General features: G+C 42.1%; 16 protein-coding genes. 9 read left to right on the top strand and 7 right to left on the bottom strand.

Annotation, left to right across the window (positions count from 1 at the left end):
• Position 1 precedes the first annotated feature (1 nt).
• Both pdxH and recJ read left to right on the top strand, forming a co-directional pair.
• The gene (gene pdxH / locus NDN13_RS13580) at positions 2-652 is read left to right on the top strand and encodes a pyridoxamine 5'-phosphate oxidase (protein ID WP_251115832.1); all 651 of its coding nucleotides are present in this window, start codon (positions 2-4) and stop codon (positions 650-652) included.
• Entirely contained in the window at positions 653-2,353 is a 1,701-nt protein-coding gene (gene recJ / locus NDN13_RS13575; protein ID WP_251115831.1) for a single-stranded-DNA-specific exonuclease RecJ, read from the top strand.
• A 48-nt stretch (positions 2,354-2,401) separates the two neighbouring features.
• Here recJ and NDN13_RS13570 read toward each other — a convergent pair whose 3' ends face one another.
• Entirely contained in the window at positions 2,402-3,259 is an 858-nt protein-coding gene (locus NDN13_RS13570; protein ID WP_251115830.1) for a putative porin, read from the bottom strand.
• A gap of 198 nt (positions 3,260-3,457) precedes the next feature.
• Positions 3,458-4,270, bottom strand: a complete 813-nt coding sequence (locus NDN13_RS13565) for a putative porin (protein WP_251115829.1) — start codon at positions 4,268-4,270, stop codon at positions 3,458-3,460.
• Between the two features lie 411 nt (positions 4,271-4,681).
• Between NDN13_RS13565 and prfB the strand changes: the two genes are divergently transcribed.
• From prfB to NDN13_RS13550, 3 genes are all read left to right on the top strand, one after another.
• Positions 4,682-5,777, top strand: a protein-coding gene (prfB, locus tag NDN13_RS13560; protein ID WP_141669894.1) for a peptide chain release factor 2 whose coding sequence is annotated in 2 segments (ribosomal slippage) — positions 4,682-4,753 and positions 4,755-5,777 — 1,095 coding nt in all. Because the reading frame shifts where the segments join, the coding sequence is not laid out codon by codon here.
• Between the two features lie 162 nt (positions 5,778-5,939).
• Positions 5,940-6,242, top strand: coding sequence for an ArsR/SmtB family transcription factor (locus NDN13_RS13555; protein WP_010590065.1), 303 nt, complete (start codon positions 5,940-5,942; stop codon positions 6,240-6,242).
• Positions 6,243-6,269: 27 nt separating this feature from the next.
• Positions 6,270-7,334: an alkene reductase gene (locus tag NDN13_RS13550; protein WP_251115828.1), complete on the top strand. Its 1,065-nt coding sequence runs from the start codon at positions 6,270-6,272 to the stop codon at positions 7,332-7,334.
• Positions 7,335-7,422: 88 nt separating this feature from the next.
• Here NDN13_RS13550 and NDN13_RS13545 read toward each other — a convergent pair whose 3' ends face one another.
• Positions 7,423-8,166 carry a Hint domain-containing protein gene (locus tag NDN13_RS13545; RefSeq protein ID WP_251115827.1) on the bottom strand — a complete coding sequence of 248 codons (744 nt, stop codon included), beginning with the start codon at positions 8,164-8,166 and terminating at the stop codon, positions 7,423-7,425.
• A 268-nt stretch (positions 8,167-8,434) separates the two neighbouring features.
• Here NDN13_RS13545 and NDN13_RS13540 point away from each other — a divergent pair, with 268 nt between their 5' ends.
• Positions 8,435-9,754, top strand: coding sequence for a 3-deoxy-D-manno-octulosonic acid transferase (locus NDN13_RS13540; RefSeq protein WP_251115826.1), 1,320 nt, complete (start codon positions 8,435-8,437; stop codon positions 9,752-9,754).
• Positions 9,751-10,461: a 16S rRNA (uracil(1498)-N(3))-methyltransferase gene (locus NDN13_RS13535; RefSeq protein ID WP_251115825.1), complete on the top strand. Its 711-nt coding sequence runs from the start codon at positions 9,751-9,753 to the stop codon at positions 10,459-10,461. The genes NDN13_RS13540 and NDN13_RS13535 overlap by 4 nt, the downstream gene beginning before the upstream one ends.
• Here NDN13_RS13535 and NDN13_RS13530 read toward each other — a convergent pair.
• Together NDN13_RS13530 and NDN13_RS13525 are read right to left on the bottom strand one after the other, a co-directional pair.
• Positions 10,450-11,421 carry a mechanosensitive ion channel family protein gene (locus NDN13_RS13530; protein WP_151715427.1) on the bottom strand — a complete coding sequence of 324 codons (972 nt, stop codon included), beginning with the start codon at positions 11,419-11,421 and terminating at the stop codon, positions 10,450-10,452. The two genes, NDN13_RS13535 and NDN13_RS13530, sit on opposite strands and share 12 nt — an antisense overlap.
• Before the next feature lie 132 nt (positions 11,422-11,553).
• A complete protein-coding gene (locus NDN13_RS13525; protein WP_251115824.1) occupies positions 11,554-12,117 on the bottom strand; it encodes a DUF805 domain-containing protein in 564 nt (187 codons plus the stop codon).
• Between the two features lie 337 nt (positions 12,118-12,454).
• Between NDN13_RS13525 and acs the strand changes: the two genes are divergently transcribed.
• Positions 12,455-14,398: an acetate--CoA ligase gene (gene acs / locus NDN13_RS13520; RefSeq protein ID WP_251115823.1), complete on the top strand. Its 1,944-nt coding sequence runs from the start codon at positions 12,455-12,457 to the stop codon at positions 14,396-14,398.
• Positions 14,399-14,456: 58 nt separating this feature from the next.
• Here the strand turns inward: acs and NDN13_RS13515 are convergent, their stop codons facing one another.
• Positions 14,457-14,999 carry a cysteine hydrolase family protein gene (locus NDN13_RS13515; protein ID WP_251115822.1) on the bottom strand — a complete coding sequence of 181 codons (543 nt, stop codon included), beginning with the start codon at positions 14,997-14,999 and terminating at the stop codon, positions 14,457-14,459.
• 104 nt (positions 15,000-15,103) lie between these two features.
• Here NDN13_RS13515 and NDN13_RS13510 point away from each other — a divergent pair, with 104 nt between their 5' ends.
• Positions 15,104-15,517: an Lrp/AsnC family transcriptional regulator gene (locus NDN13_RS13510; protein WP_251115821.1), complete on the top strand. Its 414-nt coding sequence runs from the start codon at positions 15,104-15,106 to the stop codon at positions 15,515-15,517.
• Positions 15,518-15,593: 76 nt separating this feature from the next.
• Here the strand turns inward: NDN13_RS13510 and sfnG are convergent, their stop codons facing one another.
• A complete protein-coding gene (sfnG, locus tag NDN13_RS13505; RefSeq protein ID WP_251115820.1) occupies positions 15,594-16,700 on the bottom strand; it encodes a dimethylsulfone monooxygenase SfnG in 1,107 nt (368 codons plus the stop codon).
• Between the last annotated feature and the right edge of the window lie 11 nt (positions 16,701-16,711).

Genomic DNA, 16,711 nt, shown 5'->3' with positions numbered 1-16,711 from the left:
CATGAGTGATGTGATTAAAGACCTCAGTGAGTTGCGTTTGAGCTATGAACAGGGTGAATTACATGAAGCCCAGATCAGTGCTGAACCACATACGCAATTCCTGAATTGGTTCAATCATGCCCTTGCAGCACATTTGCATGAACCTTATGCCATGTCGTTAGCGACCGCAAATGTTCAAGGTCGCCCGCATGTGCGTACCGTATTATTACGTGGCGCGACCGTAGCGGGTTATGATTTCTATACCAATTATGACAGTCAAAAAGGCTTGGACTTGGCAGAAAATCCTTATGCTGAGTTGCTATTTTACTGGCCAAGTTTAGAGCGCCAGATCCGTATTGGTGGCAAGGTCATCAAGATTTCTGAACAAGAATCGACGGACTACTACCATAAACGCCCTCGTGATAGTCAGATTGCTGCACATATCAGTACCCCGCAAAGTGGCGTCATTGAAAGCCGTGAGTTATTGCAACAACGCTTTCAGGCGCTGCAAAGCCAAGTTCAAGATGAGTTGGATAAGCCTGAATTTTGGGGCGGTTATCGCTTAGAAGCTGATTATTATGAGTTTTGGCAAGGGCGACCAAATCGCTTACATGACCGTTTAAGTTATGAAAAACAAAATGGTCTTTGGACTATCCAACGTTTGATGCCATAAATGACCCAGATCCAAATTCAAAAAAGACCATTACTGACACGCCCTGAACAGTTTCAGGGCGTGCCTGCTTTTATTGCTGAAATTCTAGCAAGGCGCGGTGTGCAGTCTGAACAAGAGCTGGAGCTTAAGCTTAAGCACTTGCTATCTCCAGAGCTTAAGGGCTTGGAGCAGGCAGTCGCCTTGATTGATCAAGCCATTGATCAGCAAAAACAGATTGTGATTGTCGGTGATTATGATGCCGATGGTGCAACCAGTACCGCTTTAATGGTTCTCGTCTTACAAGATATGGGCGCCAGAGTTGAGTATCTGGTGCCTGATCGTTTTAAGTATGGTTATGGACTCACGCCTGCGATTGCTGAATTGGCCAAGCAAAGCTATCAGCCAGATCTGCTGATTACGGTAGATAATGGTATATCCAGCCATGCAGGTGTGGACACTGCTCAAGCATTAGGGATGCAGGTGATCATTACTGATCACCATTTAACCACCAAGCCAACACCGAGTGCTGAGGCTGTGGTCAACCCGAACCAATTGGGGTGTGAGTTTTCGAGTAAGGCTTTGGCTGGAGTAGGCGTGGCTTTTTATGTACTGGCGAAATTAGCCAGTTCACGCAGCCAGCAGGGAAAAAGTAGTAGCAAGGTAACTCAATACCTTGATCTTGTTGCCTTGGGGACTTATGCCGATGTCGCCAGTTTAGACTATAACAACCGTATCTTGATCGATGCTGGATTAAAGCGAATTCAGCAACATCAATGTCGTGCAGGTATTTTAGCTTTACTGGATATTGCAGGATGTGATGCAGCGAGCCTACGCGCACAGGATTTAGGCTTTGTGGTGGGGCCTCGAATCAATGCGGCAGGTCGAATGGAAAGTATGCGGATCGGAATTGAGTGTTTACTCGCAGCTGATATGCAAACAGCCTATCCGATTGCACAACAGTTGAATCAGCTGAATATCGAACGCCGTCAAGTTGAAACTGAAATGAAGCAGCAAGCGTTAAATGCGTTGCAACATATTCAGCTGGAAAAAGAGCATTTACCTGCAGCATTGGTGATGTTTGATGAACAATGGCATCAAGGTGTGATCGGCATTGTGGCTGGGCGTTTAAAGGAACAGTTTCATCGTCCAAGTTTAGTGTTTGCTCCTGATGAAGATGGCATCCATATTAAAGGTTCAGCACGCTCAATTGATGGGATTCATATTCGCGATACCATTGAGCAAGTCGCAGAACACTATCCACATTTGGTCAGTCATTTTGGTGGGCATGCAGCAGCAGCAGGTTTAACCCTGAAAAAAGAACATTTTGCTGCATTCAAAACGGCTTTCACCCAAGCGATTGCTGAAATGGATGATGATTTATTTACGGCGACGCTATGGACTGATGGGGAATTATTCGAGTCCGATTTGCATTTAGGAACTCTGGATTGGATTGAACAACTGGGACCTTGGGGACAAAAGTTTCCTTTACCTCAATTTGAAGGACGTTTTAAAGTCATTGATTATCGCTGGCTCAAAGAGCAACATTTAAAACTCAAATTGGCGGTTGGGTCACATTCCATAGATGCGATTGCATTTAACGCCATGGAGCGTTTTGAATTTAACCCGATGCTGGGTTATGTAGACTTGGTTTATACCTTGGAGCGTAATGTCTTTAATGGCAACACCAGCCTGCAATTACAAGTTGCTTATTTAAAACAATAAAAAATCCGCTCATCAGAGCGGATTTTTTATTCTCTAGTCAACGCTTGATTAGAAACGAAGCGTGCCATTAAGTGCAACAGCGTCAGCACCATCTGTGGTGGTATAGCCGACACCTAGAGCAAATTGTGGTGTAAAGAATTTTTGCGCGTGAATATTAAAAACACTGTCTGAATCTTTTGCGGTAGAGTCAGCAAATGAGACACCAACATTGAGCGTTGGATCAAGATAAAGATCTGCGCCTAGGCGATAGGTTGTTTCATCTCCAATATAGCTGAGTGCTTCAAAGTTGGTATAGTAGCCACCAATTTGTGCAACATATTTAGCACGTAAAGAAACAGCAGTATCGTCATTTTCCCCAGAGACGATTGCTGCGTTTGAAAGTGTGCTGGTAAAACCGTATTGAGCAACCTGTACTGGATTTAAGCTATCCGATAAATCTGCAACACCCACTGCAAGGAGTAATCCATTGATTGGCAAGAAACCTGCTTCAAGACTATAGCCATCGCCATTTTCGGAATTAGAGCCTAAACCATTAATTGTTGCTTTGACATTGGTACGATGTAAGGCACCAGAAAGATAAAATTGTGAGTTAGGAACGTAGAACTCACCTTGAAGGCCGATAATATTGAATTGTAAGTCACCGAAATCTTCGTCATCTTTCAGTTTGCTATAAGCATAGCCGCCGCCAATATTTGATGCTTTATCTAAGAAAGCAGCTTCTGCCAAAGGTGCATTGCGGGTTTGCACAGGGTTAAAATAATATTTCCCGTTGATGACTGCGCTGTTGCCTTTCCCATCATCCATGTTGATATGTTCATATGCACCATTGACTTCTGTTTGATACGCATGGGCATTGATGGCAAAGCAAGCACTTATGAGTGTTGCCAGAAGAGTTAATTTTTTCATTAGAATTTCCCCCGATTAAAAATAATATATATTTTGTTACACGGAGTAGTGTATTCAAAAATAGCTAAGCGTCAATTCTTAAATACTGGATTCAGCTGGGAAAAAAGGGGATTGGAAATGATAAGAAAACGGGATAGCAATAAAAAACGCCCTGAATGATTCAGGGCGTTTCCGATGTTACAAACTTCTGTTCAAGTCTTAGAAGCGGTATGCACCACGAAGACCGAATGAAGTGTAGTCATTATCAATATATGATTTATCGTTACCGAAGCCTACACGACCTTCTAAACTCACTTGTTGATTGAAGAATTTCTTCGCAGAAATACCCCATTCATTTGAATTGATGAAAGTGTTGTCATAATCAAGTTTCTGGTAATCAACACCAACGCTTAAAGTTTTGTCGATGAAGTAATCGCCTTTTAATTTCACTTCTTTGTTGTCACCAAAAGCAGTGTATGCTTCTAGGTTCACGTCATTTTGACCAACTTTAGTCACATACTTGGCACGAAGTGTTGGACTAGTTTCACGGTCACCATCTTTTACGTCAACAGTTTTCGCACCTGCAGCAACCAATAAACCTGGTGCTGGTAAGTAACCGACTTCTGCTGAATAATGGTTGATTTTTAATTTGTCTTCGTCAGTTGCATATTTAGAATTCGGTTTGATTTCTTCACGGCCAATATTACCGCTTAAATAGAAATCGCTGTTTGGGACAAAGTATTCAATACCTGCACCATATTGGTTGTTTTTGAACGCATCATCTTTTTCATGCGCGTATTGTGCTTTTACATTGCTGGCACGGTCAAGGAACGCTGCTTCTGCAAGAGGTGCATTACGTGTTTGTACTGGGTTAAAGTAATATTTACCGTCTACACTGAAACGATCATTGTCACCAAAACGATCTTGGTCTTTATAGGTATAAGAACCACCTACCTCAGCTTGATAAGCATGAGCAGTTCCTGTTACTGCGATTGCAGATAAAAGTGCTGATGCAATTGCTAATTTTTTCATGGTTGTTTCCTCATTAAGATTTAAACCAAGTGTTAAACACTGATACATGTTTTGTTACAACTTGAGTCTAGAGTAATTTTCAATATCGTCAATCTTGATAAGGTAATCGAACAGTACGAATGTAATTGACTTGTAATTTTGACATTTTATCCTATTGATATTATTTGATAAAAAATCAATGTTTTGATTTATTAAAACTTAGGAGGAATTGTGTGTTTTAGTATGGTTAGTCTAATTTTCACACAATAGGCCGAGTGAAAACAGGGTTCAGAAATATTTCAAAGATAAAATAAATTTATTCATAAAGTTTATTTTTATAAAGCAAAGTATTCAAAATGACATGGCTGTGTCGACGAAAACAGTTATGTTAAAATAGCGGATTAAGTGAAAAAATAGTGTGAGAACAGACGCGTGGAAATTAATCCGTATTTAATCCAATTGAAAGACTTATCTGATCGTAGCCAAACACTACGGGGGTATCTTTGACTACGATCTAAAGGTTGAGCGTTTAGAAGAAGTTTTAAGAGAACTAGAAGACCCTGCGATTTGGAATGATCAAAACCGTGCTCAAACCATCGCCAAAGAAAAGGGCAGCTTAGAAAATACGATTGGTGTGTTTGATCGTCTTGCTGAACAGTTAGATGATGCCAAAGCCATGCTTGACCTTGCGGTTGAAGCGGATGATGAAAGTTTATTGCTGGATGTCCAAGCTGAATTGGATAGTGCTGAAGAGGCGCTAGGTAATCTTGAATTCCGCCGCATGTTTAGTAATCCAATGGATCCAAATCCATGCTTCCTTGAAATTCAATCTGGTTCAGGTGGTACTGAAGCACAGGATTGGGCGTCAATGTTATTGCGTATGTATTTACGCTGGATTGAACGTCATGGCTTTAAAGCTGAGTTGATGGAAGTGTCAGACGGTGATGTCGCTGGAATTAAATCAGCAACGATCCGAGTGGATGGTGAATTTGCCTATGGTTGGTTGCGGACTGAAAGTGGTGTGCATCGTTTAGTGCGTAAGTCACCATTTGACAGTAATAACAACCGTCATACTTCATTCTCTGCGGTATTTATCTCCCCTGAGATTGATGACAATATCGAAATTGATATCAATCCATCCGATGTTCGTACCGATACTTACCGTGCTTCGGGTGCGGGTGGTCAGCACATTAACAAAACCGATTCTGCAGTACGTCTAACTCACGCACCGACAGGGATTGTAGTGGCTTGTCAGAACCAACGTTCACAACATGCCAACCGTGATCATGCGTGGAAGCAATTACGTGCAAAACTCTATGAATTAGAGATGAGCAAACGGAATGAAGCTGCTCAAGCCTTAGAAGACTCGAAGTCAGATATCGGTTGGGGAAGCCAAATTCGTTCGTATGTTCTCGACGACTCACGCATTAAAGACTTGCGTACTGGTGTGGAAAATTCCAATACCAAGGCCGTGTTAGATGGTGATTTAGATAAGTTCATCGAAGCAAGTTTGAAACAAGGTTTATAAGTTTTAATCCAATTAAAACGGCAATCTCGTTCAGCATCGGTTGGTTAATCGAAAAAATATGATATTAATATCGAAAAAAATGGATATTAATATTTAAAAATTTCGATATACTGGTTTCAGGTGCTGAACAAAGTGTTGCCGCTTGAGAAACGTGGTGAGTCTATGGATATTGATGTTATAAGCAAAGCCTTAGCCAATCCATTACGTCGACAGATTTTGCAATGGCTAAAAGAGCCTGAGCAATTTCTACCCGTTGAGCAATGTGGTGGTAGTTTTGAACGGGGTGTATGTGCGGGGCACATCGAACGTTTAGGAAAAGTTGCACAATCGACCATGTCGAATCATTTGTCTGTACTACAACAGGCAGGTTTGATTAAGGTTGAGAAATATGGACAGTGGTCTTATTTCACGCGCAATGAAGCTTTGATTCAGCAATATATCGAACATTTAAAACAAGCACTTTAAATCGAAGAAGTGTAAGTTGAGGCGATCATGGCTGAACTAAATTCTACTTTGCAAGTAGGTGATTTCACGATTAAAAACCGCTTGGTTTTAGCTCCTTTAACGAGAGCACGTAGTGGTGCACAGCGTATTCCAAATGATTTGATGGTGGAATATTACCAACAACGTGCCAATGCGGGCTTAATTATTACCGAAGCAACCGTGATTAGCCCTAAAGCAGCGGGTTATGCCAATACCCCTGGTTTATGGTCTGAAGAACAAGCACAGGCATGGCATAAAATTGTTGAAGCGGTACACGCACAAGGCTCGAAGATTGTAGTTCAGTTATGGCATGTCGGACGCATTTCACATCCAGATTTATTGGATGGTGATACGCCTGTAGCACCAAGTGCGATACAACCTGCGGGTGAAGTGAGCTTACTTCGTCCAAAGCGTCCTTTTGTAACACCGCGTGCGTTATCGCATGAAGAAATTCAGGAAATTGTTGCACAATATAAAAATGCAGCAGAACAAGCCAAAGCCGCTGGGTTTGATGGTGTGGAATTGCATGCTGCTAATGGTTATCTGATCGATCAATTCCTACAAAGTAGCACCAACCATCGTGATGATGAATATGGTGGTTCAATTGAAAACCGTGCGCGTTTATTGCTACAAGTTGTAGATACCTTCATCGAAGTATGGGGTGCTGGTCGAGTGGGTGTACATCTTGCCCCACGCGGTGATTCGCATGATATGGGCGATGAGAATCCGTTAGCAACTTTTGGTTATGTGATCGAGAAATTAGATCAGCGTAAGGTTGGCTTTATTTTCACGCGTGAATATGAAGCTGAAGATAGTGTATTGCCAAAACTGCGCCCGAAATTTAAAGGCGTGTGGATTGCCAATGAAGGTTTAACAGCGGATTCTGCGAAACGTATTTTGGCGACTGGCCAAGCGGATGCGGTCTCATTTGGTAAACAATATATTGCGAATCCAGATTTGTTTGAACGTTTACAACATGATTTGCCTTTAAATCCGCTTCAACCACAAACTTTATATGGTGATGGTGCTGAGGGTTATACCGATTATCCTGCCTTTGAACAGTTAGAAGCTTAATCTGCTTTAAAACTTTAAAAAATGACTCATGTGATTTACCAAAATTGCATGAGTTTTTTATTTAACTCTCGAAATGATTGGCTAAATCTTAAGGTAATAAATCAGAAGGAATATCTACACAATTTATATCGTGAACCCATAGTCCTTTTTCCGTAATAAAATAAGTTTGATGATCAGCGACTTCGAAATTATAGACTTTTTGATGAAATGTTCCCGTTAAAACATGAATTTCTTGATGATTCACATTAAATGGACTAGATGCATCACAACCTAGAATTTTATATAAGCCTGTTTCATCGTATTCACATAAATCAAAGTATTCAACATCGTCAACATCAAAACCTTTACGCTCAGCATCTAGAATATTGCGAACATGATAACTACCAGCAACATTTAAAAGTGTAGTCCTACGTAAAGGATTCACCATAAGAATCAAAGCAAAAGTTTCTTCGTCATGTGTTCTGAGGGTTTGACCATTTTTTAATTTATCTAGACGAGTCCAACCGATATCTTTGACCCAAAATAGGTGATTTGGTGTTGCAGCAATTCCGTTCAATTTACCTTTACGAGAGAGTCGTAATAATTTTTCCTTATTGAGCTGTGCAAGATTTGTATTAGCCTTTATTTCAAAATACCATAAATCCCAAATTTCTTTATCTTCATAAGAAGCTGTGCTTATAACAGATTTATAGCAAAGCTCGCCCTCACCAGATTCTGGCTTAGACAGAACCATATCACCTACTTTAATGTCTTGTATCGGAACTAGACCTTGCTCTGTGATAATACGAGTTCCAGCTGGAAAACATCCTTTTTGTTTATGGGCAGTATACATTTGCTTAATCCCTTGTTCGTTTTTTTCTTTTCATGGTTGTGTCGTGATCTAATGAAATTTCAAATAGATTTTTCTTTTAGAGTGAAAACATATCAATTCTTTAAGCCATTGACTAAATCGCGCAATTGGCTAATTTACAAGATAATTTGGCCTAAGCATATAGAAAGGAAGTCCATATTTCTTCAAAACACATTTAAAAGTCTAACTGTCAAAACATCATAAATTTCCGCATAATGAGCAGCAATCACCTTGTAAATTATGGTCTCGGATGGCGCAGAACGCAGCAGCACAGCAAACACCGTTTTGGTATAACGTTTTATTGGCTTGTATCAAGCCCTTATACCGTTGGAAAATCAAACAACGGGCAGAAAGTGATGCGCTGTTTCAGCAGGAATGTATCGAGCGTTTTGGGCCGTTTCAGCCTGCTAAAAATTTAGGGGCAATTTGGTTTCATGCTGTTTCTGTGGGCGAAACCAATGCGGCACAGCCTTTAATTGAACATTATTTAAAATTAGGACATCCGGTTTTGGTCACCAATACCACCAAGACTGGGCAAGCTCGGGCAAAATCACTGTTTTTAAAAGCCCCTTATCTCGATTTATTTCAGGCGGTATATTTGCCTGTCGATCAAAAAGGGTTATTAAAACGATTTTTTAATCTGTATCAGCCTCGGCTATTGGCATTGGTTGAAACAGAGATCTGGCCCAATTTAATTGCTGAAGCACAACAGCAACAGATTCCCTGTATTCTATTGAATGCACGTCTTTCCGAAAAATCGGCCAAAGGTTATGGCAAGGTCCGCCGTTTAACTCAACCCATGCTGCAACAACTCACTTGGCTATTGGCACAAGATGTGGCAACCCAACAGCGTTATGTTGGATTGGGTTTAGATCAAGCCAAAAGTCAGGTGGTTGGTAATATTAAATTTGATATTTCAGCACCAGAACATTATCTGCAACAAGCACAGCAGTTGAAACAAGATTGGCACTTGGTGGATCGTCAGATCATTACTTTGGCCAGTACGCATGCGCCCGAAGAGCAAAGTTTACTGCAACAATTACAGCCGCATTTAAATTCAAATCCGAATTTGCTCTGTATTGTGGTGCCGCGTCATCCAGAACGTTTTGATGAGGTGTACCAAGTCTGCCAAAGTTTAAATTTAAAAACTCAACGCCGTAGCCTGCAACAATCCATTCAAGCGGATACTCAAGTATTTCTTGCCGATAGTATGGGGGAAATGTGGCTCTGGTATGCCTTGAGCCAAGCCTGTTTTGTTGGTGGTTCATTGAATGAACCAGGTGGTGGGCATAATATTTTAGAGCCGATGGTCTTGAAAGTGCCTACCGTCATTGGTCCACGTTATTTCAATTTTCAAACCATTGTGGATGAGTTTGTGGCTCAGCAAGGGATTCTGATTGGAGAGGATGCAGCACAGGTGGGGCAGCAGTTATTAGCCTGCCTGGGGGATAATGCACAGACTCAGCAATTGATTCGACAGGCTGATCAGGTGTTACAGGCAAATAAAGGCTCATTACAGCAGCATATTCAATGTCTTGATCACTATTTACAGCAAACAGCATTGTCATGAATATTGTTTTACTCGAGCCAGATCAGTGTACTTCAGCGGAGGTCTGGCAGATTAGCCAGCCTAGGCAATTACAGCATTTACGCCAGCACTTACAGCTCAATGTTGGGGATACTTTAAAAGTTGGGATTCGTGCAGGTCAGCGCTACTTAACTGAGGTGGTCGCTATCAGCGAAGCATGTATTGCTGTTCGTCCAGTTCAAACAGAAGCGGTTCCTGCAAAGCTTCCCGTGCATCTAATTTTGGCCTTGCCACGCCCTAAAGTATTGCGTCGTATCATCATGGATGCGGTGACGCTTGGGGTGGAACGGATTAGCCTGATTCATAGTTATCGCGTAGATAAAAGCTATTGGCAAACGCCTTTTTTACAGCAACTGAATGATTATGTGACTTTGGGCTTGGAGCAGGCGGGCGATACCATAGCACCCGAAATCCAGCTGTATAAACGTTTTAAACCTTTTGTTGAAGATGTTTTACCCACATTGATCAGCGCAGAACAGCCTGCTTATGTGGCGCATCCTTATGCTGAGCAGCCAATGCCGTATGCAATTCAACAGCCTTGTAGTGTGATCATTGGTCCAGAAGGAGGATTTATTCCTTATGAGGTCGATCTACTCATCAAAAACGGCTGCCAAGCAATGAGCTTAGGCAACCGAATTTTGCGAACTGAAACAGCCGTATCGAATATATTGGGGCGATTATTTGTCTAAAGTATCGCTCTGCTCAGATTGATCACCACGATAGACTTTGACTTCTTGTACTGGATAAGGAATTGAAATGCCTTTCTCGTCAAAGGCAGTCACCACCAATTCTTGAATTTCACTGATAGAGGCTGAGGTGCTGGTTTCAGTGGTATTGACCCACCAGCGTACCGTTAAATTAATTGAGAAATCTGCCAGTGCGGTGACATTGACCGAGAAGCCGGGTTGGCTCAGCACATTCAGATTACGGTCTAAGATATCCAGAATAATCTTCTTGGCTTTTTGCATATCATCTTCATAGCCAATACCGACCACAAACTCACAACGACGACGTTGATAAGCATTATTGACGGTAACGGCGCTGGTATACACCGTGGCATTTGGAATCACGATGCGACGGCCATCAGGCGAACGTAAGAAGGTTGCTCGGATTTGAATATCTTCCACATTGCCTTCTAAACCATTCACCACAATATCATCACCGATACGAAACGGTTCGCTGATCAGAATCAGAATCCCTGACAATAAGTTTTGAAAAATATCTTTGAAAGCAAAACCGATCGCAACCGAACCAATACCGAGTGCACCAATCAACTGACTTGGGGTAAAGCCTGGGATGGCAATCACCAGCGCGATCAAGAAGCCGAAGAAGATAATAAAGGTACTACCGACCCGATTCAGTACCAATACTAAATTTTGACGAGTATAGCTGCGATTTTCTAAAGTCTTGCGAATAAAGAGTTTAAACAACTTGGTGAGCAACCAAAAGATAATGAAAACGGTAATCGCAATCCCGATATAGGGAATACGCTCCCAAAAGCTGTCCATGATTTTATCAATCGTGGTATAGGCATCGTGGTACTTTTCAGTATGGGCCAAAACCGTTTCAGTGGTCTTGGTGCTGGCTTGATGAATCAGCGCACCTGTATCTTTCGCCACTTCAGTCAATGTTGTTTGTTCATTTGCCACAGCAAGATCTCTATTTCGCAAAGGAAGGAGTAAATGAGGGAAGCAATCATAATGAATTTATTGCCAACACGCATGCAAAATTCAGTCTTTGTTTCCCATGATGATTAAATCAATTCGCTTGAATACGGTCGTTTAAAAATATTCGGTGGTATTTTGAATGATTTGAGTTGGTGCTTCCCAGAGATCTGGGCTAGCAAAATAATACGCAAAAATGAAGATACCTGACATCATCAGTAAGCTGACCAAAATCATCAGCCATGCCAGTAGTTTTTCCCATCCACGAGAGGGGCGAACATCACCATAATCATTGCGATGCGGTGTTCCAGGTGCCAATAAGGCATATAAAGTAAATAAAAATTGCAGCACTGGAACCAAGAGCAGTAAACATAGCCAGCCAGTTTTATTTAAGTCGTGCAGACGACGAATCAAAAACACGATTTGCAAATAAAATGCGACTAACCACAGTGCGATCAAAGCAAAGATGGTAAGACCTGAAAATGTAGAAAAGAAGGTTTCATCGACATGACTGAGACTAAAAAGGCCAGCGAAGGCAAAAATACCGAAAAAAGCAGCCATACATATGAAGCTGAGTAAACCATACCAAGCGATATAGCTGAGACGGTTGAAGCGACCATTTGGGGAGAGCGGATAGTCACTCATTGGCTGTACTTGCACAGTTGTTGCGGGATCAAACATAGAACATTCCTATTTTTCTGATTATTAAATCTTTTAAGCTTTTGGCAATGATCAAAATAATCACTTATTTTAAAAACAAAAAGCATAGACAAGCAGTTCAAATTTAAATTATTTTGAGTAAATTTTTGAAAATAAATTGATCGTAAAAGCGTCGTCTTTGTTATTTTAACCTATAACTTAGTCAAGGTCGAAAGATTAAAAGTCCTGACATTTCTACGACCAAAGCCGCATTGTTTGCACTTGTAAATGGTGTCAATACTGCAAGTGAGAACAAAACATACCCGTGTAATAGATGAGAACATCTAAGGTATGAGATAAAAAACCAAGGAAGTGAGCTATGAAAGAAATCTACCCAGTGCCTGATAAATTCAAAGAAACGGCAAGAATCTCTGAAGCAGACTATTTCAAACGTTACCAGCATTCGATTGAGCAACCAGAAGCATTTTGGGCAGAGGAAGCCAGCAAGATTGAATGGATCAAACCATTTACACAGGTCAAAAATACCAGTTTTAATCAAGATAATTTCAAAATCGAATGGTTTGCTGATGGTGAGTTGAATGTCTCAGCCAATTGCTTAGATCGTCATCTTAAAGATAACCCATTAAAACCTGCGATTATTTGGGAAGGTGATCACCCTTCGCGTCATAAAATCATCTCATTTTCTGAACTACATGATGAAGTCTGTCGTTTTGCCAATGTGCTCAAAAAACAGGGTATTCGCAAAGGTGATCGTGTGGTGCTGTATATGCCAATGGTGCCTGAGGCGGCAATTGCGATGCTCGCCTGTGCACGAATTGGCGCAGTGCATTGTGTAGTATTTGGTGGCTTCTCGCCAGATTCATTGGCAAGCCGGATTGAAGACTGCCAAGCAAAACTGGTGATTACTGCGGATGCTGGCATGCGCGGTGGCAAGTTACTGCCATTGAAAGAAAACGTGGATGCCGCTTTAGAAATTGATGGTACCAGCAGTGTTGAAAACGTGATTGTGGTGCATCGTACCGGTAATCCAATTCAGTTTAATGCGCCACGTGATGTTTGGTATCACCTTGCCATCATGGAGGTAGACGAACACTGCCCGCCAGAACCGATGAAAGCCGAAGATCCACTCTTTATTCTGTACACCTCGGGTTCAACAGGTAAGCCGAAAGGTGTATTGCATACCACAGGTGGTTATCTGGTCTATGTCAACACCACTTTTAGAGAAGTCTTCGATCTACGTGAAGATGATGTCTATTGGTGTACCGCAGATGTGGGATGGATTACAGGCCATAGTTATTTACTTTATGGCCCACTGAGTAATGCCACCACCACGGTGATGTTCGAGGGGATTCCACAATATCCAACGTGGGCACGGATCGGTCATGTGATTGATAAGCATAACATCACCATTCTGTACACCGCGCCGACGGCGATTCGTGCCATGATGCGTGAAGGTGATGCCTATGTACGTGAAAGTGATCGTAGTAGTTTGCGCCTACTGGGTTCGGTCGGTGAACCGATTAATCCTGAGGCGTGGAACTGGTATCACGAGGTGGTCGGTGAAGGTCGTTGTCCAATTGTCGATACATGGTGGCAAACTGAAACAGGTGGCATTTTAATTTCACCATTACCGGGTGCAACAGCCTTAAAACCAGGTTCAGCGACACGTCCATTCTTTGGGGTACAACCTGCCTTGGTGGATGGCGAGGGCAATGAGCTTGAAGGTGCAACCGAAGGCAATCTGGTGATTAAAGATTCATGGCCGGGTCAAATGCGAACCATTTGGGGTGATCCACAACGCTTTATTGAAGCCTATTTCTCGACCTTTAAAGGCTGTTATTTCACTGGTGATGGTGCACGTCGAGATGCCGATGGCTACTACTGGATTACTGGGCGTGTTGATGATGTCCTCAACGTATCAGGCCATCGCCTAGGGACAGCCGAGATTGAGAGTGCTTTGGTGGCACATGAGGCCGTGGCTGAGGCTGCGGTGGTGGGCATGCCGCATGAGATTAAAGGACAGGGGATTTGTACCTTTGTCACTTTACAAGCTGATGTGCCGGAATCTGAAGAGCTACGTAAAGAGCTGGTGAATTGGGTGCGTAAAGTACTTGGTCCTGTAGCAACCCCAGATGCACTGCATTGGGCACCTGCTTTGCCAAAAACCCGTTCAGGTAAAATCATGCGCCGTATCTTGAGAAAGATTGCTGCCAATGAACTTGATACGCTTGGTGATACTTCAACACTGGCAGAACCTGCTGTGGTTGATCATTTGATTGCGACGGTTTATCCAAACCGATAAACCCGATGCAAATGTGAAAAGAGCGTTCGATGGAACGCTCTTTTTTTATCTGCATTGTTTAATGGTTTGCTAAAAAATCTGCGGTGTTTTGTACAGTGGCGAAGAAACCCAGTGCAGATAAGAACGCCGTTTGTACATCAACTGCTTTGACGATTTTACCTGCATATTCGAGATCTCGGGTTGCAGTGGCGTCGGCAATGACAATTGGTTGGTAGCCAAGCTCTTTGGCTGCACGTGTCCCTGAGTCAATACAGACATGGGTCATCATACCTGTGATCACTAACTGTTCAACTTGATGCTGTTCAAGGATGGCTTGAAGATGGGTTTCTAGAAAGCTATTGGGGAAATGCTTTTCAATAATGATTGAGTTCTCGGTCACTTTCAGTTGTGGGTGTAATTCAACACCGACGGTATTTTCCTGAAAAAAACTGGCTGAGGTAGGATTAATATGCTGAATATAAATAATCGGTAAATTATTTTGAATAAAATAATCTTCCAATTGGTTGGTTTTCGCCAGAGCGAGGTCTGGATTGACCAATTCCATTTTGCCATTTTTAAAATAGTCATTTTGAACATCAATAATCAGTAAGGCTTGTTTCATTGTTTTTAGGTCCAAGATTGAGATAAAACAAGAGTAGGGTGAAACTGAGAAATCGGCTATATTCAAATGAAAGCATTGTTGCTGGTTTTCTTTCGTAATGAAAAATGAATATTGAACTTGATCCCATCGACTTAAAAATTATTGAACTGCTAAAACAAGATTCGCGTCTGAGTCATAAAGAAATTGGACAGCGGGTGCATCGGACTGGGCAGGCCGTTGGCGCTCGTATTGCACAGTTAATGGATGCAGGCATTATCAAAAATTACACTGTCGCGATAAAATACGAACATAAACAATTCATCCAATTGTTTATGAATGATCAGCAAGCTTTTATTGAGGTTGAGCGTTTGGTCAAACAATATGAGCAAGTGGATGAGTGTTTTAAAATTCTCGGCAACGCCTGCTATATGATTGTTAGTCACTTTAATCCACCACAATTAAATGACTTTATTGAACAATTGTCGCAGTGGTGTCGTTATTCGGTTGAAACCGTCATGCGAGAAATTGAGACCCGTTAAAATAAAAAAGCCCCAAGCCGAGCCTTGGGGAGTATTTGCCATTTCTTTTGTTTTTCTTCTTATTTAATGCTGAAAACTACGCTGATTTTGCTGCGAGATGCTGCTCCTGTTGTTGTTCCAGTTGACGGACAAGGGGTAGAACTTTTTCTCCAAAATATTCAACCTCTTCAATGAAATGCAGAAAGCCTGAAAGCACCAGATCAACCCCCACATTTTTTAGGGCCACAATACGTTCCGCAATTTGCTGCGGCGTCCCGATTAGATTGGTTTTAAAGCCATCGTTATATTGCACCAGATCATCAAAGGTCGATTTTGCCCAATTGCCCTCACGCTCAGGCGCTGCTGCACCTGCTTCACGAGTCGCATCACCGAAGGCATTCACTGCTTCGACGTTAGCTTGAGCAATGATTTCATTCAGTACGGCTTTGGCTTCTTCCTCAGTATCACGTGCGATAATAAAAGCATTGACTCCAATCTTGACTTGTCTGTTGGCTAACTTTGCTTTGCTGCGGACATCATCAACCTGTTTTTTGATTTCTTCAACGCTATTGCCGTTGGTAAAATACCAGTCCGATACACGCGCAGCCATATCACGTGCTGCACGGGAACTACCGCCTTGAAACACTTCGATATAAGGTTTTTGCAAAGGTTTCGGTTTAAGCGTGTAATTTTGGAATTGGTAATATTTGCCATCAAAGCTGTAATTGTCAGTTGTCCAGATACCTTTGAGGGTACGAATAAATTCTTCTGAGCGAACATAACGTTGATCATGCTCAGGCCAAGGTTCACCAATCGCATCAAATTCGCCACGAAACCAGCCGCTAACCACATTAATCGCAATACGCCCTTGGGTAAGGTAGTCAATGGTTGCTAGCTGTTTAGCCGCAAGTACAGGCTTCCAAGGGCCGGGTAGAATCGCTGCAATTACTTTGAGTTTTTCGGTCTTTGCCAATAAAGCATGACTAAAACTCACGGATTCATGTTGGTTTTCTGCGCCATAGCCAGCGGTAAAACGGATTTGTGTGAGGGCGTATTCAAAGCCGCTGCGTTCCGCTGCTTGTGCGAGGCGTACATTATAGTCATAGCTCCAGTCAGTGCGTTGTTCAATATTGCTTACAACGAGACCGCCACTCACATTGGGAACCCAGTAGGCAAATTTAATTGTGGATGCTGTTGTTGTCATCGTTGTATCCT

This window comes from Acinetobacter sp. C32I, assembly GCF_023702715.1.
GTDB lineage: Bacteria > Pseudomonadota > Gammaproteobacteria > Pseudomonadales > Moraxellaceae > Acinetobacter.
The sequence above is the reverse complement of the archived record's forward strand: the minus strand, read 5'-3'. Positions and strand labels throughout refer to the sequence as shown.

Excerpts from the sequence above, each read along its gene's own strand:
- NDN13_RS13525 (WP_251115824.1), bottom strand. The coding sequence starts at position 12,117 with ATGTTTGATCCCGCAACAACTGTGCAAGTACAGCCAATGAGTGACTAT.
- recJ (WP_251115831.1), top strand. The coding sequence starts at position 653 with ATGACCCAGATCCAAATTCAAAAAAGACCATTACTGACACGCCCTGAA.
- NDN13_RS13535 (WP_251115825.1), top strand. The coding sequence starts at position 9,751 with ATGAATATTGTTTTACTCGAGCCAGATCAGTGTACTTCAGCGGAGGTC.
- NDN13_RS13570 (WP_251115830.1), bottom strand. The coding sequence starts at position 3,259 with ATGAAAAAATTAACTCTTCTGGCAACACTCATAAGTGCTTGCTTTGCC.
- NDN13_RS13550 (WP_251115828.1), top strand. The coding sequence starts at position 6,270 with ATGGCTGAACTAAATTCTACTTTGCAAGTAGGTGATTTCACGATTAAA.
- NDN13_RS13565 (WP_251115829.1), bottom strand. The coding sequence starts at position 4,270 with ATGAAAAAATTAGCAATTGCATCAGCACTTTTATCTGCAATCGCAGTA.
- NDN13_RS13515 (WP_251115822.1), bottom strand. The coding sequence starts at position 14,999 with ATGAAACAAGCCTTACTGATTATTGATGTTCAAAATGACTATTTTAAA.
- sfnG (WP_251115820.1), bottom strand. The coding sequence starts at position 16,700 with ATGACAACAACAGCATCCACAATTAAATTTGCCTACTGGGTTCCCAAT.
- NDN13_RS13545 (WP_251115827.1), bottom strand. The coding sequence starts at position 8,166 with ATGTATACTGCCCATAAACAAAAAGGATGTTTTCCAGCTGGAACTCGT.
- acs (WP_251115823.1), top strand. The coding sequence starts at position 12,455 with ATGAAAGAAATCTACCCAGTGCCTGATAAATTCAAAGAAACGGCAAGA.
- NDN13_RS13540 (WP_251115826.1), top strand. The coding sequence starts at position 8,435 with ATGGCGCAGAACGCAGCAGCACAGCAAACACCGTTTTGGTATAACGTT.
- pdxH (WP_251115832.1), top strand. The coding sequence starts at position 2 with ATGAGTGATGTGATTAAAGACCTCAGTGAGTTGCGTTTGAGCTATGAA.
- NDN13_RS13555 (WP_010590065.1), top strand. The coding sequence starts at position 5,940 with ATGGATATTGATGTTATAAGCAAAGCCTTAGCCAATCCATTACGTCGA.
- NDN13_RS13510 (WP_251115821.1), top strand. The coding sequence starts at position 15,104 with ATGAATATTGAACTTGATCCCATCGACTTAAAAATTATTGAACTGCTA.